General features: G+C 34.9%; 18 protein-coding genes and 1 riboswitch. Of the genes, 14 read left to right on the top strand and 4 right to left on the bottom strand.

Features of this window, described 5'->3' with window-relative positions; genetic code table 11:
* The first annotated feature begins 53 nt into the window (after window positions 1-53).
* The 8 genes from IV87_RS02805 to IV87_RS02770 all read left to right on the top strand — a co-directional run bounded on the left by IV87_RS02805 (window position 54) and on the right by IV87_RS02770 (window position 10,686).
* A complete protein-coding gene (locus IV87_RS02805) occupies window positions 54-1,421 on the top strand; it encodes an Nramp family divalent metal transporter (RefSeq protein ID WP_057805389.1) in 1,368 nt (455 codons plus the stop codon).
* 12 nt (window positions 1,422-1,433) lie between these two features.
* The gene (locus IV87_RS02800) at window positions 1,434-1,868 is read left to right on the top strand and encodes a universal stress protein (protein ID WP_057805388.1); all 435 of its coding nucleotides are present in this window, start codon (window positions 1,434-1,436) and stop codon (window positions 1,866-1,868) included.
* Between the two features lie 188 nt (window positions 1,869-2,056).
* The gene (locus IV87_RS02795; RefSeq protein ID WP_057805387.1) at window positions 2,057-3,799 is read left to right on the top strand and encodes a thiamine pyrophosphate-dependent enzyme; all 1,743 of its coding nucleotides are present in this window, start codon (window positions 2,057-2,059) and stop codon (window positions 3,797-3,799) included.
* 151 nt (window positions 3,800-3,950) lie between these two features.
* On the top strand, window positions 3,951-4,709 hold the full coding sequence (locus IV87_RS02790) for an exodeoxyribonuclease III (RefSeq protein ID WP_057805386.1): 759 nt from the start codon (window positions 3,951-3,953) through the stop codon (window positions 4,707-4,709).
* A gap of 21 nt (window positions 4,710-4,730) precedes the next feature.
* Entirely contained in the window at window positions 4,731-6,752 is a 2,022-nt protein-coding gene (ligA, locus tag IV87_RS02785) for an NAD-dependent DNA ligase LigA (RefSeq protein ID WP_057805385.1), read from the top strand.
* 137 nt (window positions 6,753-6,889) lie between these two features.
* Window positions 6,890-7,705 carry an ABC transporter permease gene (locus IV87_RS02780; RefSeq protein ID WP_057805384.1) on the top strand — a complete coding sequence of 272 codons (816 nt, stop codon included), beginning with the start codon at window positions 6,890-6,892 and terminating at the stop codon, window positions 7,703-7,705.
* A gap of 20 nt (window positions 7,706-7,725) precedes the next feature.
* Window positions 7,726-8,814, top strand: a complete 1,089-nt coding sequence (locus tag IV87_RS02775) for an ABC transporter ATP-binding protein (RefSeq protein WP_057805383.1) — start codon at window positions 7,726-7,728, stop codon at window positions 8,812-8,814.
* A gap of 231 nt (window positions 8,815-9,045) precedes the next feature.
* Window positions 9,046-10,686, top strand: a complete 1,641-nt coding sequence (locus IV87_RS02770; RefSeq protein ID WP_057805382.1) for a hypothetical protein — start codon at window positions 9,046-9,048, stop codon at window positions 10,684-10,686.
* 367 nt (window positions 10,687-11,053) lie between these two features.
* Here IV87_RS02770 and IV87_RS02765 read toward each other — a convergent pair whose 3' ends face one another.
* Complete coding sequence (locus IV87_RS02765) at window positions 11,054-12,574, bottom strand: DUF6056 family protein (RefSeq protein ID WP_057805381.1); 1,521 nt, start codon at window positions 12,572-12,574, stop codon at window positions 11,054-11,056.
* A gap of 179 nt (window positions 12,575-12,753) precedes the next feature.
* On the opposite strand from IV87_RS02765, the gene IV87_RS02760 reads away from it, so the two are divergent.
* The 3 genes from IV87_RS02760 to IV87_RS02750 all read left to right on the top strand — a co-directional run bounded on the left by IV87_RS02760 (window position 12,754) and on the right by IV87_RS02750 (window position 20,346).
* Window positions 12,754-13,980, top strand: a complete 1,227-nt coding sequence (locus tag IV87_RS02760) for a CDP-glycerol glycerophosphotransferase family protein (protein WP_236698959.1) — start codon at window positions 12,754-12,756, stop codon at window positions 13,978-13,980.
* Between the two features lie 139 nt (window positions 13,981-14,119).
* Window positions 14,120-17,380, top strand: a complete 3,261-nt coding sequence (locus IV87_RS02755; RefSeq protein WP_057805380.1) for a CDP-glycerol glycerophosphotransferase family protein — start codon at window positions 14,120-14,122, stop codon at window positions 17,378-17,380.
* Between the two features lie 119 nt (window positions 17,381-17,499).
* Window positions 17,500-20,346 (top strand): sulfatase-like hydrolase/transferase, encoded by a 2,847-nt coding sequence (locus tag IV87_RS02750; RefSeq protein WP_057805379.1) that lies wholly within the window; start codon window positions 17,500-17,502, stop codon window positions 20,344-20,346.
* Between the two features lie 262 nt (window positions 20,347-20,608).
* Here IV87_RS02750 and IV87_RS02745 read toward each other — a convergent pair whose 3' ends face one another.
* Both IV87_RS02745 and IV87_RS02740 read right to left on the bottom strand, forming a co-directional pair.
* A complete protein-coding gene (locus IV87_RS02745; RefSeq protein ID WP_057805378.1) occupies window positions 20,609-21,352 on the bottom strand; it encodes a DUF4811 domain-containing protein in 744 nt (247 codons plus the stop codon).
* Window positions 21,352-22,830 carry an MDR family MFS transporter gene (locus tag IV87_RS02740; RefSeq protein ID WP_057805377.1) on the bottom strand — a complete coding sequence of 493 codons (1,479 nt, stop codon included), beginning with the start codon at window positions 22,828-22,830 and terminating at the stop codon, window positions 21,352-21,354. Before IV87_RS02740 ends, IV87_RS02745 begins: the two co-directional genes overlap by 1 nt.
* 187 nt (window positions 22,831-23,017) lie before the next feature.
* On the opposite strand from IV87_RS02740, the gene IV87_RS02735 reads away from it, so the two are divergent.
* The 3 genes from IV87_RS02735 to IV87_RS02725 all read left to right on the top strand — a co-directional run bounded on the left by IV87_RS02735 (window position 23,018) and on the right by IV87_RS02725 (window position 25,626).
* Entirely contained in the window at window positions 23,018-23,473 is a 456-nt protein-coding gene (locus IV87_RS02735) for a MerR family transcriptional regulator (protein WP_236698958.1), read from the top strand.
* Window positions 23,474-23,559: 86 nt separating this feature from the next.
* Window positions 23,560-24,729: a hypothetical protein gene (locus tag IV87_RS02730; protein ID WP_057805375.1), complete on the top strand. Its 1,170-nt coding sequence runs from the start codon at window positions 23,560-23,562 to the stop codon at window positions 24,727-24,729.
* Window positions 24,730-24,789: 60 nt separating this feature from the next.
* Window positions 24,790-24,914: riboswitch (FMN riboswitch) on the top strand.
* Between the two features lie 115 nt (window positions 24,915-25,029).
* Complete coding sequence (locus IV87_RS02725) at window positions 25,030-25,626, top strand: ECF transporter S component (RefSeq protein ID WP_057805374.1); 597 nt, start codon at window positions 25,030-25,032, stop codon at window positions 25,624-25,626.
* A 74-nt stretch (window positions 25,627-25,700) separates the two neighbouring features.
* Here the strand turns inward: IV87_RS02725 and IV87_RS02720 are convergent, their stop codons facing one another.
* Complete coding sequence (locus tag IV87_RS02720) at window positions 25,701-26,777, bottom strand: M24 family metallopeptidase (protein ID WP_057805373.1); 1,077 nt, start codon at window positions 26,775-26,777, stop codon at window positions 25,701-25,703.
* Window positions 26,778-26,833 lie beyond the last annotated feature (56 nt).

The following is a 26,833-nucleotide window of genomic DNA, read 5'->3' as shown; positions in this document are numbered from 1 at the left end:
CAATATCTGAGTTTAATCTATAATGAAGTTGAAAAAAGGAGGAGATTGTTGATATGTTAGAGGATTTTGGTAATGGGAAAAAGCACGGATTGTTGTATTATGCGAACGGTCCTAGTCTTGAAGAAATCAATAGTACTGTACCAGTGCCCAAGGAAGGCGGCTTTTTCAAAAAGTTAATGGCTTTTTCCGGTCCTGGTGCATTAGTAGCTGTTGGTTATATGGATCCAGGTAACTGGGTAACGTCCATTGGTGGTGGTGCACAATTTGGCTATTTACTGATGTCTGTGATCTTGCTTTCGAGTTTAATCGCCATGTTATTGCAATATATGGCGTCTAAACTGGGAATTGTGACGCAGATGGATCTAGCCCAGGCTACCCGTGCTCATACCGGGAAAGTTTTAGGAATTATTTTATGGCTGACAACTGAAGCTGCAATTTGTGCCACTGATATTGCGGAAGTTATCGGTGGTGCCATTGCTTTGGAATTATTGTTTAGAATCCCGTTAGTTTTAGGTGTTACATTAACCGTATTTGATGTTTTGCTCTTATTATTATTAACCAAATTGGGATTTCGAAAAATTGAGGCCATTGTGGTGACTTTAATTGTCGTGATTTTAGCCGTATTTGCTTATGAAGTTGGTGTTTCTAATCCTAACTGGGCAGCCATGTTTGGTGGCTTTGTACCAAAACCACAAATCTTGCATCCTGGTGAGTTAACCATGGCTTTAGGAATTGTGGGTGCAACGGTTATGCCACACAATTTATACTTACATTCATCAATTTCGCAAACGCGTAAGATTGATCACAATGATGAAGATGCGGTCGCTGAAGCAGTTAAGTTTTCAACTTGGGATTCCAACATTCAGTTAACGGGTGCATTTGTTATTAACTGTCTGTTATTGGTTCTTGGTGCGGCATTGTTCTTTGGTCATGGCGAAGGTTTAGGAACATTTACTTCCTTATTCGATGCCCTTCAAAACAATCAATTAGCAGGAGCCGTTGCTAGTCCAGTGTTAAGTATCTTGTTTGCGGTAGCTTTATTGGCTTCTGGTCAAAATTCAACAATTACGGGAACTTTAACCGGTCAAATCGTTATGGAAGGTTTTATTCATATGAAGATGCCTTTATGGGCCCGTCGTTTGATCACACGTTTAATTTCTGTAATTCCAGTTTTAATTTGTACAATTGCTTATGGTGGCAAAGAAAGTGCTTTAGACAGTCTGTTAGTTAATTCACAGGTTTTCTTATCTATTGCTCTCCCAATTTCCATGATTCCATTAACCATATTTACTTCATCTAAGAAGATTATGGGTGAACGCTTTGCAAATAAAATGTGGATCAATGTTTTAGCGTGGGTATGTACAGTTGCTTTAACTATCTTAAATTTACAAATTGTTTGGCAATCATTATCGTCGTTATAAAGGGGAGATTTTATGAATCCAAAAGAGTTTAAAAAAATTTTAGTTGGTGTTGACGATTCGCCGGATGCACAACTCGCCTTTCGATATGCGATGAATCGTGCTAAGAATGACCGTGCAGGATTGGTCATTGTTTCCGTTTCAGAGAATGATGATATGAATGTTTACCAAGCTTTGAGTAAGGATTATGTCAGTGAAAAACGGAAGCAATTAATGCAGCATGTTGCGAAATATCAACAAGTGGCACAGAGATTCGGTGTTGAAGATGTGTCGACAGTTGTAGCAGAAGGTAATCCCGGTAAAGTGATTGTTGATGAGGTTATTAAGGATGTGAAACCAGATTTGTTGGTGATTGGTGCACAGGCTAAGTCTGGGATAGAAAAACATTTTGGCAGCCAGGCAGCATATATGGCTAAGTATTCGCCGATATCCGTGCTGGTTGTTAGGTAATTAATATGGAAGAAAGTTGTGTAATTTGAACTTTCTTCTATTTTTTATGTTCATATTTTTGGTGATTTAGAAAGTTACGTTTAAAAATAAAAAAGCTTGCTTCTTTTTTTAATAGTCTGTACAATGAATTTAGTTACTTACGAAAAGTAAGTATAAAAACAAATACTAATAAAAAAGAGGCATTTAACATGGCAAAAATGAAAGCAGGACAAGCATTAGCAAAGGTTTTAGAAAGTTGGCAAGTAGATCATATTTACGGAATTACTGCGGATTCTATCAATAATACGGTTGATGGGCTGTATCAGGAAAAAGATAAAATTAAATACATTCAGGTTCGTCATGAAGAGGTGGGTTCTTTAGCCGCTTCAGCTGATGCTAAATTAACTGGCAAGATTGGTGTTAGTTTTGGCTCAGCTGGCCCCGGTGCTACTCATCTATTTAATGGTTTGTATGATGCCAAAATGGATCATGCGCCCGTTCTAGCAATTGTGGGTCAATCAGCAACTGGCGTCATGAACACATCCTTTTTTCAGGAAATGAATCAGGATCCCATGTTTGTTGATGTTTCTGTCTTTCATGAACAAGTGGTCAGTGCTCAACAAATTCCATACGTCGTGGATCAAGCGATTCGTGCCGCATACGCGCATAAGGGTCCGGCCGTTGTTATTATTCCAGACGATTTATCTGGCCAAGAAATTGAGTTTACCGAATTCAAAACAGCCCCTATTTATAAGGAAGAAATGCATACAAAATTTGATGCTGCCACAATTGATCAGGTTGTTTCTGCCATTCAAAAAGCTAAACATCCAATTATTTGGGCCGGTGTTGGGCTGAAAGGTGCTACAAAAGAATTAGTGGCTGTATCTGAGAAATTTAGTTTACCTGTGCTTTCAACAGTGCCTGCGACTGGGGTAATGCCAACTGATCACCCTAATTTCATGGGATCTCGTGGGCGTTTAGGAACCAAACCTGGTTTTGAAGTTTCACAAATGGCTGATTTAGTGCTTTCTGTTGGGACCAATTATCCATTCTTACGCTTTTTACCAGAGGGCGTTAAAATCATTCAGGTCAACAATAATGCGGCTGATATTGGTAAACAACGTGACGTTGATTTAGCTATTCTTGGGGATGGGAAAGACTTTTTGCAAGAGTTATTAAAACGTGATGTCACAATTGAACCAACTAAGTTCTTAAAAGCGGCACGATTAGATAAACAAAACTGGGATAGGTGGATAGATACGTTAGCCAGCGATGATTCAGAAGGTTTACCTGCAGAAGCTGTAATGAAAACAGTCAAGGCTCACGCGAAAGATGACACTGTTTTTGGTGCTGATGTCGGTAATAATACTGAGTGGGCAATTCGTCAATTGCCACTTAACAAAAATCAGAAGTTCACTTTGTCTTCTTGGTTTGCCACAATGGGCTATGGATTACCATCTGGAATAGCTGGTAAGTTAAGTTTTCCAGACCGACAAGTGGTTACAATCTCTGGTGATGGCGGCTATGCAATGGTGATGCAGGACTTATTGACTGAAGTTAAGTATCAACTTCCGGTTGTTAATGTGGTGCTCGAAAATAAAGTGTTTGGTTTTATTCAACATGAAAAAATTGCTGCCAAACAAGCACCATATGGCATTGATTTATTAGGTGCTAACTGGGCTGGTGTTGCTAAAGACATGGGTGCAATTGGGTTTACGGTTACGGATCAAAAATCACTGGATACTGCTTTTGATAAGATTGATGAATTACAAAAGGCAGGCAATACAAAACCAATTGTTGTCGATGCTAAAATTAAAAATGTGGATCCAATTGATACATCATTTATTCCAATGGATCCTGAACAGTTTGATCAAGAAACAATCAATAATTATAAGAAGACTTACAATGTGTTTGGACAACCAGCATTGTCTGAAATTTTGAAAAATATGTAAAAAATTAGGTAATTAAATAAAATCCCGCGAATGAAATTTATCGCGGGATTTTTAATTATGGTAAAGCTCGATGGATTAATTTTAGAAGCAGGTTTTTGAATGGTATAATTCTTACCATGGAGACTTATTCAGTAAAGAGGTAATTAAAATTATGAAATTAATTTCTTGGAACGTAAATGGCATTAGAGCTGCGGTTACTCATGATTTTGTGGCGTCGTTTAATACTTTAGATGCTGATATTTTTTGTATACAAGAAACCAAAATGCAAGCGGGTCAATTGGATTTGGATTTGCCTGGCTATTATCAGTACTGGAACTATGCGGATCGTAAGGGCTATTCAGGAACAGCAATTTTTACAAAAATTAAACCGCTCAGTGTAAAGTACGGCATGGGTGTAGATATTCATGATCATGAAGGTCGGTTAATTACTTTAGAGTTTAAAAACTTTTATATGATGACAAGTTACACGCCCAATTCACAAGCTAAACTAAAACGGTTGAATTATCGCATGACGTGGGATGATGATTTTCGCCATTATGTTGATGAGTTAGCCAAAACCAAACCGGTTATTTTTTGTGGTGATTTGAATGTCGCACATGAACCAATTGATATTAAAAATGATAAGACAAATCATCACAATGCTGGGTTTACGGATGAAGAACGAGGTAAATTCACTGAGTTGTTGGCAAGTGGGTTTACAGATACCTTCCGTTATTTTTATCCGGATAAAGAAGGCATCTATTCGTGGTGGAGTTATCGATTCCACGCCCGTGATCATAATGCCGGCTGGCGAATTGATTACTTCGTGGCTTCCAATAGTTTACAGGACAAATTACAGGATGCTAAAATTCATAATGAAATTTTTGGCTCGGACCATTGTCCCGTCGAACTCGATATCGATTTGAATTAGCTTTAATATGGAGGAATTAAAATGGCGTTACCAAAACCAATTTCAAAATATTCTGAACAAGAAGCAAGTGATACTGCTCAGAAATTAAGAAAAACGTTAAATCAATGGGGAAAAGACTACTACACAAAGGATAATCCTGAAGTGGAAGATAGTGTTTATGATGCGAAGTATCGTGACCTACAAGAATTGGAAGCAGCGTTTCCTTCAATTGTGACCCCGGACTCAATCACGCAACGGGTCGGTGGTGAGGTGCTTAGTGGATTTACTAAAGTACGTCATGAAATTCCCATGTTATCAATGGGGGATGTGTTTTCAAAAGAAGAACTAGTAGAGTTTGATGATCGTATTCAAAAAAATGTGGGCTACCCGGTTGATTATAATGTTGAGTTAAAAATTGATGGTTTGGCAATTTCTTTAGTTTATGAAGATGGCAAACTAGTGCGAGGCTCTACACGTGGTGATGGAAATATTGGCGAAGACATCACTAAAAATTTACAGACCATTTCCTCAATTCCACAAACTTTAACCAAACCTGTGTCGATTGAAGTTCGTGGTGAATGCTATATGCCAAAACAGGCTTTTGCCGATCTAAATAAACAACAAGAAGAACGTGGTGAGGCTGTTTTTGCTAATCCGCGGAATGCAGCTGCAGGAAGTTTGCGCCAGCTTGATACACGAGTGACAAGAGCACGAAAACTAGATACGTTCATTTACACGATTAGCACGTTCGATGATCTGCAGGTTGCTACCCAACATGAAGCCATTGAAATGCTGGAGGAATTAGGATTTAATACGAATCCGACGCAACGTGTTTGTCATAACTTAGATGAAGTTTGGCAATATATTGATGAGTACCAAGCGCAACGAGATCAGTTAGCTTATGGAATTGATGGTATTGTGCTTAAAGTTAACGATTTAGACTTGCAAGGACAACTGGGCCATACTGTGAAGGTGCCACGCTGGGAGATTGCCTATAAGTTCCCACCAGAAGAGGCGTTAACGGTTATTCGTGAAATTGAATGGACGGTTGGTCGAACGGGTGTGGTGACCCCAACTGCTATTATGGATCCTGTTCAGCTAGCAGGTTCAACCGTTGCCCGAGCTACACTTAATAATGTGGATCAAATCGCGGCGAAGGGTGTACGGCTAGGGGATACTGTCAAATTACATAAGGCTGGTGATATTATTCCAGAAATTACGGAAGTTATTCTGGATAAACGAGCGGCCGATAGTAAAGAATTACAGATCCCAACCAATTGTCCGTCATGTGATCGCGAACTGGTTCATTTAAATGGAGAGGTCGCTTTGCGTTGTATTAATCCAGATTGTCCTGCACAAATGGTGGCTCGTCTAGAGCATTTTGGTTCGCGGAATGCCATGAATATTAACGGATTGGGTCCCCGTTTAATTCAAGTTTTCTTTGACCATAAACTAGTCCGTAGTTTTTCGGATTTGTATTCCTTAGATCCTGATGACTTAGCAAAGCTGGATAATTTTAAAGAGAAAAGAATTAATGGGTTATTGGATTCCATTAATAACAGCCGACAAAACTCTTTGGAGCGGCTGGTGAATGGTATCGGAATTCCTGGTGTGGGAACTAAAATGGCGCGTATTTTAGCTGAAAACTTTTTGACAATGGACAAATTGGCAAAGGCTAGTGAAGAAGAATTAACCGCCATTGATGCAGTTGGCGACATTTTAGCTGCTAATATCGTGACTTTCTTTCAAAGTGAAGCCGCCCAAGATACGATTGAGGAGTTAGTTGCAGCAGGTGTCAATATGACTTATGACGGACCAACGACAACCCAGGTAGAAGATAATTATTTTAATGGTAAAAAAGTTGTCTTAACAGGGAAATTGGAAAACTATACCCGCAATGAGTTAAAAGAAAAACTTGAAGATCTAGGGGCCGATGTTACTGGCTCGGTTTCTAAAAAGACCGATTTACTGATTGCAGGAACTGATGCTGGAAGTAAGTTGACAAAGGCACAAACCCTTGGTGTTGAAGTGATGAGTGAAGCGGAAATGGAAGCACACTTTTAGCTTATGGACTTATATGAAATATAATCAAATATAAGGAATATCGTTTATCTATCAAGCTTTCATTGACGTAACAAATTTAATCGACTATACTATCAAAATGTGAATTATCAAATGTCTAAATACGAGAGGTTAAGGAAATGCATACAATGTATCAGATAATCTCTGAACAATTTCAAAACTTTAAAATTATTCGGAGAATGGCAAAGTTTGGTGACAGGGCTACGTACCAAAGTCATTATTTGGGACTAGCTTGGGAAGTTTTAAACCCTCTCATCCAGATTGGAATTTACTATTTGGTGTTTGGCGTTGCGTTAAAACGTGGCGATCCGATGCCGGGTGTGCCGTATTTACCTTGGATGGTGGTTGGAATTACACCATGGCTATTTATGAATAGAAGTGTTCTTGACGCATCAAAAAGTGTTTATCAAGAGGTTGGCTTGGCTTCTAAAATGAAGTTTCCAGTTAGTATTTTGCCATCTATAAAAATTGTGGGAAATTTAACAAGTTTTTGGACAATGTTAGGATTCTCTGTCTTTTTGATGTTAGTTAATCATATTTTTCCAACAATTTCATGGATTCAGTTTATTTATTATTTCATTTGTATGATGGCATTATTATATGCACTCGGAATTTTTAACTCTACGGTAACGGTGCTGATTCGAGATTGGCAAATTACTTTACAATCTATTTTAAGAATGTTGTTTTATATGAGTGGTGTACTGTTTAATTTTGCAACATCTAATTTCCCAGTTATTTTAATTCGAATCTTGGAATTAAATCCATTTTACTATGTGATTAATGGAATGCGTGAATCGCTTCTAAATAAGGGATGGGTTTGGCAAGAGCCTAATCTAACGATTACTATTGTTTTTTGGATGTTTGTTTTCATTGTGATGATAGTTGGCACTTTCTTGCATAATAAATTCCGTGCTAATTTCGTTGATTTGATTTAGAAAATGGAGAATATGTAATTATGGCTGAAGAGTACAAGATCAAATTAAAAAATGTGACTAAAGAATATGATCTTTATAGAACGAAGAATGAAAAATTAAAATCTTTCTTTAATCTATCAAAAAATAGTGATGTTCCTCATTTTTGGTCACTTAAAGGCATTAGTTTAACGATTCATAAAGGTGAGTCAGTTGGAATTATTGGGGTTAATGGTTCTGGAAAGTCTACTATGTCTAATATTATTTCTGGAATTATTCCACAAACAACCGGATTTGTGGATGTTCGTGGTGACACCTCAATTGTAGCTATCAGTGCAGGATTAAAGAGAAGTCTGACAGGACTAGAAAACATCAGATTAAAAGGACTTATGCAGGGCTTAACGTTTGAAGAAATCGACGCTGTCCGCGATGATATCATCGAATTTGCAGATATTGGTGATTTTATTGATCAACCCGTAAAGGACTATTCGTCTGGTATGCGTTCACGACTTGGATTTGCAATTGCAGTGCACATTAATCCAGATATTTTAATCATTGATGAAGCTTTGTCAGTTGGTGATGATACCTTCTATCAAAAATGTTTGGATAAGATTAATGAATTTAAAACGGAAGGTAAAACAATTCTTTTTGTAAGTCATTCTTTAAAACAGGTTGAGATGCTTTGTGACCGCACGGCATGGATTCATTTTGGTGATTTACGTATGATCGGGAACACAGAAGAAGTAGTGAATGCGTATCGACAATTCTCGGCTGACTTTAAGAAAAAGACAAAGGCAGAACGTTCAAATTATCAAAAAACCAAGAAGCAACTACAGTTAAATTTTGATATTAAGGGTTATGAACAAAAGGTTGCTAAGGAAGTAGGCCAAGCAGAAGGGCTAGAAGAACATGAAGCTCAAAAGGCTACACATAAACTTTTTTATGGCGAAGTTCTTCCGAGCAAAATGACTACGGCAAGTAAATGGATTATACTGGCAGCTTTAATAGTTATGGTTTTCTTTGCTTTTGTGTCAGTTTCTGGACATTCGGTTACAAAGAGTATCACAGATCCTACAGTACTTTTGCATCCAGTTTATCCAAAGACAACTGGAACTGGCCAGCAATTTAAATAAAAAATACTAAAATTATTAATTTCAGTCAAATTCGCAAATTTTTAAAAGCTAAAATATCTAAAACAGTATTGAAAATTAGGAGTCTCTTTCAATGCTGTTTTTTTGTGCTTATTTTGTATAGCAATTAGGTTTGTAAAAAGTTGTGAGATGATTGATAGAGCTAAAACATACTATCCTTCGGTAGCCTTACTGTGATACAATTTAACATGTTTGTTAATGGGGGGAGTAATAATGATTTTCAAAAAGCATAAAAACAAAGTTTATTTAACTGTCACAATTGTACTATTTATTTTATACATGATTATTTTGTTCTATAAATTATCAATAGTTCCGACTTTATTTGTAGATGAGGCCAATTATGCGAATGAGGTAATAAGTTTTACGCATTTCGGTACCGATATACATGGCTTTCATCATCCAGTCTATTTTTCCTCTGTATGGGGACAAGGACAATCAATTTTATATAGCTTGATTGTTCGGCCAATTGTTAAATTCTTTGGCTTTAGCTTTTTTACTTTTCGATTTCCTATGACTTTCTTATCGTTACTATTGATTGGCTTGTTGTGTGGTTATATTTTTTATATAAGTAGAAACTATTTAGCAACTTTTTTAATGATGCTTGCTTTTGTTACATCACCTGGTTGGTATGTAATGAGCCGGTGGGTACTTGACGCAAATATTGCACCATTATTTGTAAGCTTTTCTATTTTGGCGTTACTATTCTTTTTTCAAAGAAAAAAGTCAAGTTCAAAATTTATTTGGTTCATAATTTCAGCTACATTAATAAGTTTTTCAGCATACGGATATGTTGCAACATGGCTCTATTTACCAATATTTCTTACGATATTATTTTGTTATTTGTATTGGAAAAATTTACTTCCTTTCAAACCAATTATCCTGTATTTTTCTGTTATTACTGTGTTGGTTTTACCATTAGTTTATTTTGCGTATAATATTTTTGTCAAGCACATTACTCAACCAACTAAGTTTCTTTGGTTCAATATTTCACCCTTACCTCAGAGCAGGACTTCCTCATTGATTAATTTTTCTGGAAATGTCGTAAATACGATGTTCCATAATATTGTGACTGGTTTTGGTATGTATGTAACTGGTAGTGACGGACTTAGTCGAAATACTATGCCACCATTTGGTATGATTTTTCCATGGATTTTGATTATTTTTGCAATAGTTGGTATTTTATATGGTAAACGAGTTTTACCAGAAAAACTAAATTTGATAAAAACAATATGTATAATTGCATTAATTTCTTTTCTACCAATGACTTTCATCGTGGTTCCTAATTATACCCACTGGAATTTGATTCATGTTCCACTCATTATTTTGTGTGGATTTGGTATGTATATTGTAGCCCAAAAAGAAAAAAATCAATTTGGCATATTATTGATTCTTATATTAACTATATTGCCAATGATTTTTTTCGTATTTCAATATTTTCAAGAATCATCACCCTACCGGACAGGAAATATTCGTCAATTTTCAATGAAAAATACAAAAGCAATCAATCAGTTCATGGAAAGAAAAAGAAAAAGTTATTTGTTTACCAGTCCAGTTTCAAGAAATTTTACTTATTTTAGAACTTATCAAAAACCAATTGATCATAGGCAGTATTTAAAGTTACAAGAGGTAAAACCAGAATTTAAAAATAGAATGGGACCGATTCGAAAGTATGGTTATTTAAGAGATATGTGTGAATTTAAAACTAAGTATCGTGGGCACCGTGATTATGTTTTGGCTATAAGTAAGGTTAATGCAAAACAAATTGAGACACATAACTATATTCGGTTAAAGCCTGTTAAGAAGTTTAAGGATGGCAAACTAATTTACACGTTGAATAAGGCGACTCAAAAATAAATTGATAGTAATAGAATCTTAAAATGAACTGTTTTAATAATAAAAAAATTTCTTGACTGTCAAATCAAGTGCAACACCTTTAAACGATATCAAAAATTGGTTTAGAAAACTGCACTTAGTATTTTTCTAAATGTTTGATCTTTGAATAAGGAAGGGTCTTACGTGATTTACCATTGAACCGATTGTAGTTATTTTTGCATATTTCATATGACTAGAATTTCAAAAAATTGTAACGTTCAATCAATAAAAATACCACTTTTTCATTTCCATATGAAAAGTGGTATTTTTATTGATTTATAATGGTCTTTGTAAATGTACGATGATTATCAACAAATGTGAGTTTACAAGAAAGGCATGCTAACTAAACTTAGAATTTTGAATTGCGATCTTTAAATGGAACAAAAACAAGTTTGTGATTGGTTATAGAGATATGCATGCGTTTCATGTACATATTGTGTTGAAAACGTGTAATATTTGGTGAGGTATCCCAGTTATACTGTTGAAATGGTAATCGTGATACATAGATTACTTTTTGATTTTTAGCCAACTGTGTATTAATTTTTTTTGCTCGTTCTTGATTGATATAACCATTTGTCGACATAATAATAAGTATAAAAAGCATAGAAAAGCAGCCAAAAACAAGGCTTAATGATCTAGAGATATTTATTAGTTCGGACGAAAAACTGGTTACATAATTAAATAGTTTCAAAGCAGCTAAAATCATAAAGCAAATTGTTGCAAACGCACACCGTGGTCCATATGGTGAAATAACAGCAAATGGAGCCGATAAAATGAGAGCTGATAATATATAAAAAAGTAAATGCCAACGAATGGTAGTATTACCAATGTAGATTAAGGACAGACAGAGAGCTACGATGAACAAAATACTAAAGCTAGCCAGTAAATAAGAAACCATCATTTGATCGAAGTTGGTAATTGGTAGCAAATTACGAATGAATGCTGAAAAAAAAGCATAGCTGATTAAAATCAAGCTCAATATGGCCTTGAAAATAGAATTTAAGACATTAGATGTTTTTCTCCATAAACAAATAATTAGGCAAATACTTATGATCAGAATGATTAATCCATTTTCTTGAAATACATATTTATACATGGCAGAAGTGTAAATTTGTGAGACCTTTGTCCACATAGCGGCACCAAAAGCTACGTGACGAAAATTACTGTTACCAGTAAGCTCTGTCTTGTAAATTGGGTTACTAAACATGATGATGGCTCCAATTAAAGTTCCAATTGTGTAAGCGTATATGCCTAGTAACTGTGATTTATTTTTTTTAAAAAAGTAGATAATTGCGGTGATAGCCAGTAAAATTGAATAAATTGTCACATTCTCGATAATCAAACTGGAAGTTACACCAACAAGTAGAAGTATTACGGAGTTGTAAATAGATACTTTTTGGTGATTATTTTTGTGTTCAATATTCCACAAGATAAAATAGAATATTGGTAACATTCCCAAAATGTAATTTATAAATCCCGCAAACCATCCGAAAGTTTGTGAATATACCTCTGTTGATAGTGTTAAGTACAGACCAGTAGTTAAGAAATAGGGCCAAATATGAATCGTTGATTTATAAAGTGCAATTTTGGTTGTGAGATATACTAATCCAGTACTTAATGAAGCGTAAAGGAAAACACGTATAAAGATATTTCTGGTAATAATGATTTCAAGAACATTACTGATAATGCGACCGTTGTAGCCAATAAAACCAGTTGATAATCTATGAAGTCCAATGCTTGAAGCCCAGGTCCAGTCATCGCCACTTAATGGTGTAGCAACTCCTAATAACAAAAAGAAGATAAAAATTATTCCCAAAGTCCAGAATAAATTGTTTTTTTGAAATGCTGTTTGGGTATTTTTTTTTGGCATATTTAGTTTGTCCTTTTTTTTAATTCATTCAGTTTAATATTTACTAATTAAGAGAAGCACAATATAATTGTATTGTTCGTCTATCAATGAACGCAAGCATCAAAGAACTTTTCAAAATCACTAACAGTCTAAATATACAGGTTACATATAAATTTGTAAATAATTAGGAGAGTATAAATATGGTAGTAGTTAACTCTTTAATGAATCATGCTAAATCGTTTATCATTCGTGTTCGTACAATCTTTATAAGAAATTTGATGAAGATCAATTTTAGACCATACAAAAAGCCAACGATTGTTTTTGAAAGTTTTGGAGGGCGACAAGTAAGTGACTCTCCATATGCAATTTATGAAGATATGAAGATCAATTCCAATGTAAATTGTGTTTGGTCAATCAAGCAGAGTCAACAGGCTTATTGTGAAGCCCATCATATTGACTATGCTATAAGGCGAAGTTTAAAATGGGCAGTTTTGATGGAAAGAGCTCAAGTATGGGTGGTCAATGCACGAATACCAAAGTGGGTACGTAAGCCTGCACATGTTTACTATGTTCAAACATGGCATGGGACACCTTTAAAAAAGTTAGGACTTGATATTTTACATGTAACGATGCCCAGTACAACAACAGATGCATATCATCGAAATTTTGTTAGTGAAACAAAACGTTGGGATACGTTGATATCGGCAAATTCGTATTCAACTGAAATTTTTCGAAGAGCTTTTGATTTTCACAATAATATTGCGGAAATTGGTTATCCAAGAAATGATAAATTAATTAATACAACTTCAACTGAAATTTCAAGAATCAAACAACGACTAAATATTCCTATGGATAAAAAAGTAATTATGTACGCCCCGACATATCGAGATAATGCTTTTGCCGCAAAGGGACAGTATCTATTTAAAATGCCTTTTTCAATTGACAAATTACTTGAAGCACTGGATAAAGACACAATTTTAATATTACGTATGCATTATTTAATTGTTGGTCAATTGGATCTTAAAGCGTACCATGGAAGAGTTCTTGATTTTTCACAGTATCATGATATATCAGATCTATATTTAGTTTCTGATTTATTAATTACAGATTACTCATCCGTTTTTTTCGACTACGCATATCTTAGGCGACCAATCATTTTTTATCCGTATGACTATCATGAATATAAGGATCAGTTGCGTGGCTTTTACTTGAACTATGAAAAAGATCTTCCTGGCGAAATTGCTTGGAATGAAAATGACTTGTTGATGCTGACTCATAAAGCACTTCAAATACTTGGAGAAGACACTTCTATAAAAATGGATAATTTTTATCAAAAGTTTTGTCAGCAACATTCCGGTAGAAGTTCTACTGAAATCACAAAAAACATATTAAAAAAAATTAAAACTAAGAATAAAACTAAAATCTAAAGTATAATAATTAATGTGTAAAACATTGATTGATGTTTTGTTGTTCAAGGTTAGAATAGTTATATTTTTAAGGATGATTCTTGTAACACATGTAATTCAATTTTAAGGATAATCCTTGTAAAAGAGAAAGGAACATTTGATGACTAATAATTCTGATATTTCGCTTGTTCAAACGGAAAGCAAATTAAGAATAACTATTTCTTCACCAGAAATGCAGATTACAAAAATGTATGTGTCGGCTGTTTATTCAGATGAAATGATTATGACATTAAGCCCAGATCAACAAAATACATTTATAATTGATCTTACTGAACTGAGCAAAATTCTAAAAAAAGACAATATTAATAGTAATAAACTCAATGTTCAAGTTTTGGATGAATTTATTTCTAAAAATGACTTAGAAACCAAAAGTGAGGAGAAAATTGATAAGTCGGAAGATCCGGAACCAAAATCATTTAACTTAAAGTCTCACCAATTGAAAGTTGAAAATTTTCATACGTATAAGTTTGAAGAGAATACTTTGACACCATACATTACACGCAATGGTTTTCTTTCATTTGCTCGTAATGTTGATCTTCCAACCAATACCTATATTCGGCAAGAAACTATCTCCAAGCTTTCAATTAGTGACGAAGAGATTAATGTTGAAGGTACATTTACAAGTAACTATCTAAAGACTGATCAAATTTTTATTGATTTTTATCTACGTAGTTTTGATAATAATCTACGTTTACCTGGGAAGCTAACTTATGAAGGTTCCAATGCTAATTTAAGCCGTCACCGTTATAACTTTTCTTTTCATATTTTTCAAAAAAATGTTCAAAATGTAGTGAATAAAATTGACTATATTCGAGATGTCTTAGACTTTGATATATATGTGAAAGTCGCTGGATACACAGAAACTTTAAAACATCGCTTAGGTAACCCGCGTGCTCGAGTTAAACAAGAATTGCGGGGAAATATGATATTAAAAAGTGGTGATAATAATATTGAATTAACACCATATTTTACTTTAAAAGGTAATAATCTAGCGATGTATTGTAATGTTTTTGATGATGCTGCAATCGACATGTATCACAAGGTTTTAGCTAAACAGGTAAGAAAAGAAGAAAATGTTTGGCTAATCGGCGAAAAGAGTAATAAGGCTCAGGATAATGGTTTCTTTTTCTTTAAATATTTACGTGAAAATCATCCGGAAATTAATGCTTACTATGTGATAGATAATGAATCTTTAGATATACGTAATTTATCTTCGCTAGATCATGTGGTGAGATTTAATTCTGCTGAGCATTTTCGTGTTGCTTATTTAGCACAAGTGATCTGTGGAACTCATGATTATAAAGTTTTATTGCCTACAATTAATCATGATTTTTTGGCTATGATTAAGGCAAAAATCGTTTTTTTGCAACATGGTGTCTTAGGAACAAAAAATCTGATCGATATTAATGGGCGAAGATTTGATACGTTCTATGCAGATGTTTTTGTAACAAGTTCGGAACGCGAGAAAAAGATTGTGACAAATGATCTACAATATCCTGCAAAAAGTGTCATTGTTTCAGGCTTACCACGTTTCGATCGTTTGTTTGCTTCGGGAACTACAGCAAAAAGGCAAATTCTTATCATACCTACTTGGCGAGACTGGCTACGTGATGATGATGCTTTTAAGAAAAGTAACTATTTGGCCGTTTACAATAGTTTAATTAATCATTCGCATTTTAAAAAACTGGCGGATGAAGGTTATAAGATCCTGTTCTGCTTACATCCCAATGCACAGAAATTCTTGCATCACTTTAATATTCCTGATTACATCACACCCATTAGTCAAGGGGAAGCAATGGTGCAAGATCTGATTAAGGAATCTTGTTTGATGATTACAGACTATTCTAGTGTGGGTATAGATTTTTCATTTCTGGATAAATCAGTCATTTACTACGAATTTGATCAAGTCCGTTTTCTTGGAAAAAAAGGATCACATCTTAATCTTGAACGTGATTTACCGGGAGATGTGGTTTATACCGAGAATCAAGTTATTGAGAGTATGGAAGCCGCAGGTACGCGAAATTTTGCAATCTCGGATACTAATAAGGTTAAATCGAGTAAGTTTATCCTTAAAAAGGATCAAAATAATTCTTCACGGGTATTTGAAGGTATTCAACATACGGGAAAAGAGACAAAGTTTGAACGCTTTAAATATGGCTTCTTTTTCAATAAACTATTTAATCGTTTTCGCAAGTCAAAACATTATTTTTCGTCAATGCGATTGATTTACTGGTTTATGCGTCATTGTCTACCAACGAATCAAAAACAAATTATTTTTGAAAGTGGTATTGGAAAACAGTATTCAGATAGTCCAAAACAGATTTATCAACACATGTTGAAAGATCCATATTTTAAGAATTATAAATTTATTTGGATTTATAATGGTTATGATATTGAGAAGGATAAGCGACTAATCATTATTAAACGATTTAGTTGGCAGTATTTTCACTATCTGGCCACTTCAAAATTTTGGGTTAATAATCAGAATTTTCCACATTACATTCGAAAACCGCGACATACAATTTTCTTACAAACTTGGCATGGAACACCATTAAAAAAAATGATGAACGATGTGGACAGCTTTGAAGGTAAAAATGATAATTATGTTCCTATGATGAATAAGGTTAATTCACAATGGGATTATCTTGTTTCACCCAGTCGTTATGCCACTGAACGATTTAAATCAGCATTTCATCCACGAGCTCAGATTCTGGAAACTGGGTATCCTCGAAATGATATCTTTTTTGTAAATGAAGAACAAAAAAAACAGATTCTACGCCAATTACGCAATATGTGGGGGATTGGGAATAAAAAAGTTATATTGTATGCACCGACTTTTAGAGATGACGAACGTACTTCAACAGGAAAACAAGATTTTAAATTACAACTCAACATCGAGAAAATGTATAATGCGTTGCATGAAGATTATGTGATACTTTTTAGGCAGCATGCAATTGTAAAAACTAAGATGTACATTCCTGAATATTTCAAGGACTTCTTTATTGATGTTTCTAAATTTTCAGATGTACAACAGTTGTATTTATTAGCCGATATTTGTGTAACTGACTATTCATCAGTCATGTTTGATTACGCAATTACGAAAAAACCACTGTTGTTCTACACATATGATTATGAGGCATATAAGGATAATCTTCGAGGCTTCTATATTGATTTTAAATTCGAAGCACCGGGTCCTTTGTTATATAATACGCATCAACTAGTTGATGCAATTCAAAATATTCAATTAACTGTAAAAAATTATAAAGAAAAATATGCAAAGTTTTATAAAAAATATGGTTATATTGAAAATGGAACATCTACTAAAAAAGTAATTAAGGCAGTTTGGGAAAAAGACCGATAAGAATGTTTATTGACGTATTTTGTTAACGGCGTAATAATGGTTGATAATGACCAATTATCACGTCGTTTTTTATGGTCGTTAATGGAATATGTAACATAAATACAGGGGAGAAACGAAATATGATATTTTCAAAAATGACAAAAAAGATTTTTGTAATGGGAACTATTTCTCTAATTTTTTTATGTCTTGCACTTGTTAGTAGTTTACTTTTAAATATGCAGTTTGTTACAAAAACAATTAATTTAGAGATTTTTTTAAAAGTTGGATCACTGTTTAAAAATATTGGTATTATAGGAATTATTGGTACCTTAGGGGCAACAATTGAATATTCTAAACTTTCGTTAAGCAGTTTAGCAAAACTTTTTTTAGAAATTTTGGCGTATACAATTTCTATTTCGACATTTGTATTAGCAGTTAATGTTACAAGCATTACTAAATTTGCCTTAATACAAAGCATTTTGCCGTTTATTAATAAAAGTTACTGGATTATTGGTGTTATTTTGTTTGGTTTGATTCTTTTGACCGGATTAAAGTATTTAAAGAGTAGCATCACTCCAAAATTAATTATTTCTGGAATTTTTATAATTGCAGCTTTCTTGTTTATTTTTTCTCTTGTTTTTTCAAACCGTAATCTGTTATTAATGATTGCATGGAGTCTATTTGTTTTTTTGGTTTCCAGCTATTTGACTAACCAGAATCTAATCACGCGAGTAGCTTATGTATTAGTGCCGTTTTTTGTAGCTGTATTGGGAATAATTTTAACTTTGATTGTTCGAACACCTTCATTACAGATAGAACATGCACTGTTAATTGATTGTGTTTCTTTTCTAAGTTTGAGTTTGTTAGTCTCACCAAATGGAAATGAAAAATTGCATCTTTTTTCAACACTTGTTATTTCACGAGTGTTTTTAGGGCTTATGTTATTACTTTTGAATCCATTGGTAATTGGCACATTAACAAAATATACAATGTTGCAAGTTGCTAGATCTTCAACAATTTATGTGTTGCTAAGATTTTACATGTGTACATTTATAATTGCTTTGGGATTAATTATTGTGGAATCTTTTGGAGTTGCTCGACGGTATTTAGGAGTTCGCAATATGCAAATCACAATTCCAGTAGTTGTATGCATGGTAAGTAGTACTTACCTTATTTATAATGGTCTTCAATTTCTAAGCTCTGGAATTATTTCTTTAAAAAATCTTCAAGGAAATGCGCTTTATCTGGAATTGTTTAATCTTGTCATTATTTTATTGTTATATTTATTTATTCAGGGTGTATTAAATCGTTTTTGGTACTCAAATTTTTTGTTTGTGATGTTAATGCTAATTTTGAGTTATGCTAATTATGCAAAACTGCAGGCTAGAGATGAGCCAATTATTCGACCTGATTTTGGAATGATTAACTCTTTACCAGAAATTGTTAAAATGGTAAATATGAACGTTGTATATGGGCTAATTGCCGGACTAATAGGATTGACAATCTTAGCAGTAATTCTACAACGTTTTTTTATGAAGGGTCCAATTTTTCATTGGCCACTAAGAGTCTTGGTGGTTTTGGGATCTGCGTTATTATTGTATAATTTTGCACAAACCGAAAATCAGATGAATCTAATTGCTTGGAAAGATAAAAAAGTTACTGACAGTAGCTTTTTAATGGCATCATTAACTAACGCTGGCTTTAGTGCTCATCCAGGTGCACTAGAAATGTCGTCAACGCATTATGGTCCAGCAGTTACATTTATGAGTACGGTTATTATAAAAACCATGGATAAACCAAATGGTTATTCGCAGGCACGTATCAATCAAATTGTCGAAAAATATAAAAGAATTTCCAGAAAAATAAATAAAACACGTAAAAATCGTTCTTTAAATAAGCAAACCGTTGTATATGTGCTTAGTGAAAGTTATGCAGATCCACGAATGATGCCAACTGTAAAGTTGTCGTCTAATCCGATTCCATTTGAACAGTCACTTGCAAAGCATAATACTTCTGGATTGATGGACAGTCCTAGTTATGGAGGAGGAACAGCCAATATTGAGTTTGAATCATTAACTGGTTTGTCAATGAATAACTTTGATCCCTCAATGGTTACGCCATATGTTTTCTTGGTTCCAAAAGTCAATAATTTACCAGTTATCACAGATTACTTTAAAACAAAAAATGCGATTCATCCATATTCTGGTGTTACCTATAACCGAACAAATGTGTTTAAAAAGTTTGGTTTTCAACATTTTTACAGTTTTACTGGAGATAAACTGACCTTTGCAAAGCGACTTGATAAATCTCCGTATGTATCGGATGATTCTGCCTATCGTCAGTTGTTAAAACAAATTAATTCAACTAATAAGGGTCAATTCATCCAATTATCCACGATGCAAAATCATATGCCGTATCATCTTGGTACTTATACTGAAAATAATTATAAGGCAACAGGAAATTTGACGAAGGCTAGTCTTGACTCAGTGGAATCTTACTCTCAAGGTTTACACTATACTGATCAGGATTTGAAAATGCTTATAAAAAAAGTTTCAAAAATGAAAAAACATGTGACAATAGTCTGGTATGGGGATCATTTACCCGGTCTTTATGAAGGAAATTTGGTTAGTGGTAAAAACTTGGTCAAATATGATAATAAGTTACATCAAACAAATTATTTCATTTATAGTAACTTTAAACATGCAAAGATTAAACATACAAAAGTAGTGTCACCAAACATGTTTACGCCAATAATGTTCAAGCAAACAGATACAAAGGTTTCAGCTTATGTGGCGTTGTTGACTGAAATTAATAATTACGTGCCAGCGGCGGAACGTGATAAGTTCATGGCACAAAATGGTAAGTATATTACTTATAAACGATTATCAACAAAAGCCAAAACAATTATCAACGACTATAAACTAATTCAGTATGATATTACGGCTGGAAAGCAATATTCTATTAAGCAAGGCAACTTTATCAAATAGAATTTTTTTAAGATAACAGTACGGAGCCCTGCAAGGGGAACCGCTGTTGTCTTGTTTTTTATCAATAGAATTGAACGGTTTAAATAAACGAAAACTAAGTTATAAATATCAAGAAATCGATTCAATGATCATACAAATTTTGTGCAATTATCCTTAGGTGTATATCTAAAATTAGCCATAGAAAAAACTTCATGGTGATTAGATGAATTTATGTTATTTCATCTAATCACCATGAAGGGATTATTGTATATAGATCAATATTCTATTTTTTAGCTTCTGCCACCATCTTTGCCATTGCCTGCTTTTGATAAGCAGCAGTAGCTTTTTTAGTTGCAGCAGCTGTCAGAGCTTTTTGTTTGGCAGCTGACATAGTCGGGTCTTTCTTCATAGCTGCTGTAACTGACTTCTTAACGGCAGCCATGACATAGGCCTTTGCTTTTTTTTTCATGCTTGCTGAATTTTGTTTAACAAGTTTTTGAAGCTTTTTGGCTTGAGCAGAACTTAAGGTTAACCAGTCTTTATTAATTTCAAGCGTATTACGATGCTTGATTAATTTATGGTTATTTCCAGCAATTCCGAACCAGAGTTTGTAACTTGAGTTCTTATATACCCATCGCGTCGTCTTTGTCACAACGCGTGGTGTTCCAGAAACAACTTTAACTTTGTTGGAAGTGTTGGTTGGATCTGGATTTGTTGTGGTAGGGTTCTTTTGTGTCTTATGTTCTTTATAGATATAGACACGTTCTTTGCCAGAAGTTCCTACATCTTGATATAACAACATTTTCATTTGACTTGAAGGTGAAACAGAAATCAAGTCGGTTGTCGTGGTGGTCGTTACTTTCTTCATACCAAAGTGGTCGCGGTCATTAGCCACCATTAAAGCCATGGAGACAATAATTAAGGCGGCAATGATTAAGCTACATAGCATACGCCAAAAGGTTTTGGGGATGCTAACCATACAGATGAACAATAGAATCGCGAGGATAATTAAAGAAAAAATAATCATTAATCTTCACCTCCATCTAAGGCATCGCTTTTGATTGAGTGTGGGCTTCGACCACTAACGAAGAAGGCTACAACCAAACCAAGCACACAGAAACCAATAGCTGCCCAAAATGTTGCGTGATAACCGCTTAAAGTGGCGTTTAAGGCACTGTTCTTATAAGCAAGTGGTGCAGACTTCAACAATGATTTGCTAGGCATATCATTGGATGTCACGTTTGATAAAATACTTACCAAAACAGCTGTGCTGACAGATGAAGCAACCTGACGAAGCGTGTTATTAACAGCGGTTCCGTTACTCATCATGCTAAATGGCAAGGCATTCATACCGGATGTTGTAACTGGCATCATCGTCATCGCAATTCCGGCCATTCGAATGGCATAAAGGACCACAATGTAAGCCACCGGAGTTGTACGAGTGATGAAGGCAAACGGAATTGTTCCAGCAGTTAACAAGAACATTCCAGTAATTGCTAATCGTTTTGCACCAATTCGATCAAAGATTCGACCTGTAATGGGACTCAAAACTCCCATCATTAAAGCTCCAGGTAACAAAGTTAGACCGGATTTGAAGGCTGAGTCACCACGAAGAATCTGTAAGTAAAGGGGCAAAACCATTTCAACGCCAACCATCGCCATCATTGAAACGGAACTTAGAAGAGCAGCAATTGAAAACTCTGGATTCTTTAAAACACGTAATTCCAAGAATGGCTTTTCAACAGTAAGTTGACGCCATCCAAATAAAATAATAAAAATCACACCTACGATTAAGCCAGTAATGACAATTGAACTACCCCAACCTTTTTCACCAACTTCGGAGAAACCATAAAGTAAGGATCCAAAGCCAAGTGTTGAAAGAGCAGCAGAAATCCAATCAAGATTAGACTTCTTTGTTGGCAAGACACTCTTCATTAACCAAGGACCAGCAATGATTACAATGCTGACAATGGGAATGATCATTCCAAACAAAGTTCGCCACTGATAGTTGTCAATGACCCAGCCAGAAAGTGTAGGGCCGATGGCTGGTGCCACTCCAATAACTAGTCCAGCTAATCCCATGGCAGCTCCACGGCTGTTAGCAGGGAAAATAGATAACATTAGGGTTTGAAGAAGAGGCATTGTCACACCAACTCCTAAGGCCTGAACTAAACGACCTGTTAATAAAACTTGAAAATTTGGTGCCATGTAACAGGTAATGGTTCCAATCAGAAAAATAAACATGGCACTCTCATATAAAATTTTTGAGTTAACTCGTGAAGTTAACCACGCACTAATCGGAATCATAATTCCGTTTACCATCATAAAACCAGTAGTTAACCATTGAACAGTTGATGTGTTGATGTTAAAACTCTTCATTAAAGTTGGAAAGGCGGTTGTTAAAATTGTTTGATTCAACACCGTACAGAAAGTTCCGACTAAGAGGAGTGCAACAAGTAAGGAACGGTTATATGGTTTTCCATTTGTATCGATTGCTTTTCCCAAGATGATGCTTCCTTTCGTAAAAAAATGTTCAAGAACTAATATAGGCCATTTACTTTTTATTGTCAACTAATTTGACAATAATGTAAGAATATATATAATTAGTGTTAGTTATTCTAACGAATACGTTTTCTTTTCTGACAAATAAATTATAAATAATAAATTAAAAAGAAATGGAATGAAGGTAAACATGAATAGTGATTTTACTCAAAGAGTAAGGACGATTATGAAGGCACATGATTTCCTATTGGGAATTGGTGATATTGCTAGTGCAACAAAGGTGTCACAACGTCAGCTTAGATATTGGGAGAAAAAGGGATATATTCATCCCGCAAAGTCGTCTGAAGAACGACGACACCGTAAATATTCTTATCATACGTTGATGAAAGTAGCTATGATTCAGTCCTATGTTGATTCTGGGTATACGCTTAGTGTCGCAGTAGAGAAAGCTTCTCAACATGAAGAAATGTCTAACGCTTTGAAACATTTAATTGGTGATCGTTTACGCGATTTTAATATCCTTGAAGATGGCTATGAATTAGATTTCGGCATGGTTGAAGGTGTTTCTCAAGATAAGAGTTTGATCGCAATCATGCGCAAGGATCGACCAACCGAATTTGTTTTACGAAATAATAGTAATGACTAATCTCTGCTATGAAAATTTTGAGGCTCTTCTGTATGATTTAGTGCTACACTTAGTGGTGTTAAATACATAGCAGGGGAGCTATTTTTATGCAAAAAAAATCAAAGTGGGTATCTCGACTGATTTGTGGATTAGCTGTAGGGTTGATGACCTTAAGTGTGGGTGATTTTGCGTTTGCTGCAACTTATACCCAAAAAGGAAACGCACTGTCATCATACAGTGCTAGTAAGTTTAAGTATGTGAGCAACAGTAATTACTATTTAACTGGTAATTTTACTACCAAGAAACAATATTCCTATGCTGCTGGTTATAAAACATCGACCTTTCAAACTAAACCTGATTCAGTTAACTATAAAAAGGGAAATAAGAAGGTTAGTTTTAAATCAAATTATTTTTTACCAGTAACAAAATGGAAAAATTTGAGTTGGGGAAATCCACAAAGCTTTGCAATGACAAGTGCTGATACGGCCTATGTGTTCTGTACCAGTGGTTCTTACGGTTGGATTACAAAATATAATTTGAAGGCGTTACGAGCGCTTGGGGCAACTAAATCTGGAAAAATGGATATGATTCGACGAGCCACTTTTTACAACGCAAATAGTAAAAGATATCCAACTCAGAATCAAAACGCCACCTATAAAAAGGTATTGAAGGCAATCAAAGTTGGTCCTAAGTTCAAAAACTTCGGTCATGGCCAATCACTAGCATATAATCCTAAGGATAGTTCACATTTGTGGTTTGTGGGTACGGGCTTAGCGTCAGGCAACCATGTATCGACAAAGGCAAATGTACAACGTGTTAAAATTAGTACATTGAAGCCTGATAAAAAAATCAACTTTCGCTTTAAGAGTAAGAGTGGATATATTGCAGGTGGGCTAAACTTGGCGTTTGATAAATCGGGTAATGCTTACTTAGATTCAAAAACTGGTAGTCGGAGTTTGAAGCTTTTTAAAGGAAAAATTTATACTAAATCAGTTAAGTTCAGTTTGGTTATGCAAGGAATTAAGTATGCACCGGGTCCACGAACACAGTCACTTGCTTATAATAAAAAGCGTAATCGTTTATATATGATTGCAGATGACAGCGTGATTTCCGTACCTGTTTCTAAATTAGGTAAGTTGAAGAAGTCTGATGTGCAAGCAACTCAATTTAGTGCTAAACGTGAATTTGAAGGTATGCAGTTCACTAGTGATGGTAGTTCTTACCTACTAACGAATAAGGGTGCTGAAATTATGAAAGGTAGTACGAAATCTTTCTAAAACAAATGGCTAGTCATTTGTTGAAAATTAGTGTAATATAGTTTTTGAAAATTAAATAAGGTTCGTCTTCAGGGGCAGGGTGAAATTCCCGACCGGTGGTTGTAAAGTCCACGACCCATCCTTGTGATGGTTGAATCGGTGAAATGCCGATACCGATAGTTAAAGTCTAGATAAAGAAGATTGGGTTATTTGGCTTACAAAAAATTCAACTGATCTTTTATGCTCTGTTTTTGCATAAAAGGTCATTTTTTTGAGAAAAATAATCCACCTGGGATGAGTCCTTCAAGGAGGATGTCTCACATGGGTAACAAAAGAGTTACACGTTTGGTGGTCATTGCTATGATGGCTGCAATTTCTTATGTTTTATTGTTGTTCGGTTTTCCAATTTTACCAGGATTTTCATTTTTGAAAATCGATTTTGCCAATGTTCCTATCTTGCTTACAATGCTCATTTATGGGCCAGGCGCAGGCGCAATTACAACGGCAGTGGCTGGCTTGCTTGATATCGTAACTAAGGATAGCAGTATGGTCGGAATAATTGGAATTGTGGCTAATTTCTTGGCTACAATGTGCTTTGCACTTCCTATCTATTATGCGTTGAAGAAGCATATGGATCAGGGAATAAAACAGCAGGCACGGTACTTAGTTCAGGGAATTGTTTTCGGTACCGTTCTAATGGCAATTTTCATGAGTTTAGTTAATCTTTTTATTTTATTGCCAATTTACTTCAAATTAGTAAGTTTTCAAGTCAGTGTGTCGACTCTTAATATGGTTCTATATGGAGTTTTACCTTTCAATCTTATTAAAGGGGTCATTGTGGGAATTGCGACGGGTATCATTTACGCACGGATGATTCCGTGGCTGCAAAGTCGCTTTCAGACTGTTAAACATTCATAAAAAATAATGGTTGTTTGGATAAAATTATCAATGCGATAATTCAGTCTAAACAACCATTTTCTATTTTTGGCGCATTAATTCAAAATAATTAATTCGCGAGTAATATCCGAGAGTCGTTGGCAGCCGGTTTTAGTGACTAGAACGTCATCTTCAATGCGAATACCACCAAGATTTGCAACGTAAATACCGGGTTCATCCGTTAAAATTTCATTTTGAGAAACTTTAAAATTCGGCATAGCACCATAACTTTGAGGATATTCGTGAATATCTAAGCCAATGCCATGACCAATACCATGATTAAACTCTTTACCATAGCCTTGTTCCGTAATGAAATCACGACCTATTTTATCTAAAGTAGTACCAAGAACACCGGGTTTAATGGCATCCATTACTTTTTGTTGAGCTTCTTTCACAATTTCGTAAATTTGTTTTAGTTTGGGATCAGGTTCGCCTAGTGCAATGGTTCGCGTAATATCTGAGGTGTAGCCGTCTACATAATACCCGAAGTCAATGGTAACCATTTCACCTTTATTCAGGATTTTTGTGGTAGCGTCTCCGTGGGGCATTGCCGCTCGTGGACCGCTGGCTACGATTGTATCAAAAGAAGCACCTGAGGAACCATGGCCTTTCATCCAGTTATCTAGTTTGTTGACAACTTGAATTTCAGTCATACCGGGATGGATTTGAGTGAGAAGGTATTTAAAGCCCTGTGATGAAAGAGTGATTGCTTTTTCTGTGGCTTCAACTTCTTCTGGCCTTTTCACTGCGCGTAACTGATCAATAACTTGAGAAGTAGCTGTTAAAGTGAGATTTGGTAGCTTAGTGAGTTGAAAATAATCTGAATAAACAATGGTATCCTCAAATCCCAAGTGCTCAATGTGCCGATCAGCTACTATATTAGTGATGATTTTCATGTAATCGCGTGTAATGGCAAGATTGATGTGTTTTTCAAGACGTTCGTGAAGGTCTTCTTCGTAACGAGCATCAGTGATCAAAGTTGCGTTGGTAGTGGTAATAAGTAGACGACCATCACCTTCGAGACCATCAAAACCGGTTAAATAAAGGAGATTGAACCGACTCTCAACTAGAAGGGCATCTATTTTTAAATCGTCTAATTTAGTTTGTAATGTATGAATTCGTTGAATGTACATAAAAAAGCCTCTTTTTTTTAAAGTGTCATAAATTTAGTTTAACCTAATTTTAATGA

It is taken from the genome of Pediococcus ethanolidurans, from assembly GCF_001437405.1.
Classification (GTDB): Bacteria; Bacillota; Bacilli; order Lactobacillales; family Lactobacillaceae; genus Pediococcus; species Pediococcus ethanolidurans.
This window is presented reverse-complemented; position numbering and strand designations above follow the sequence as displayed.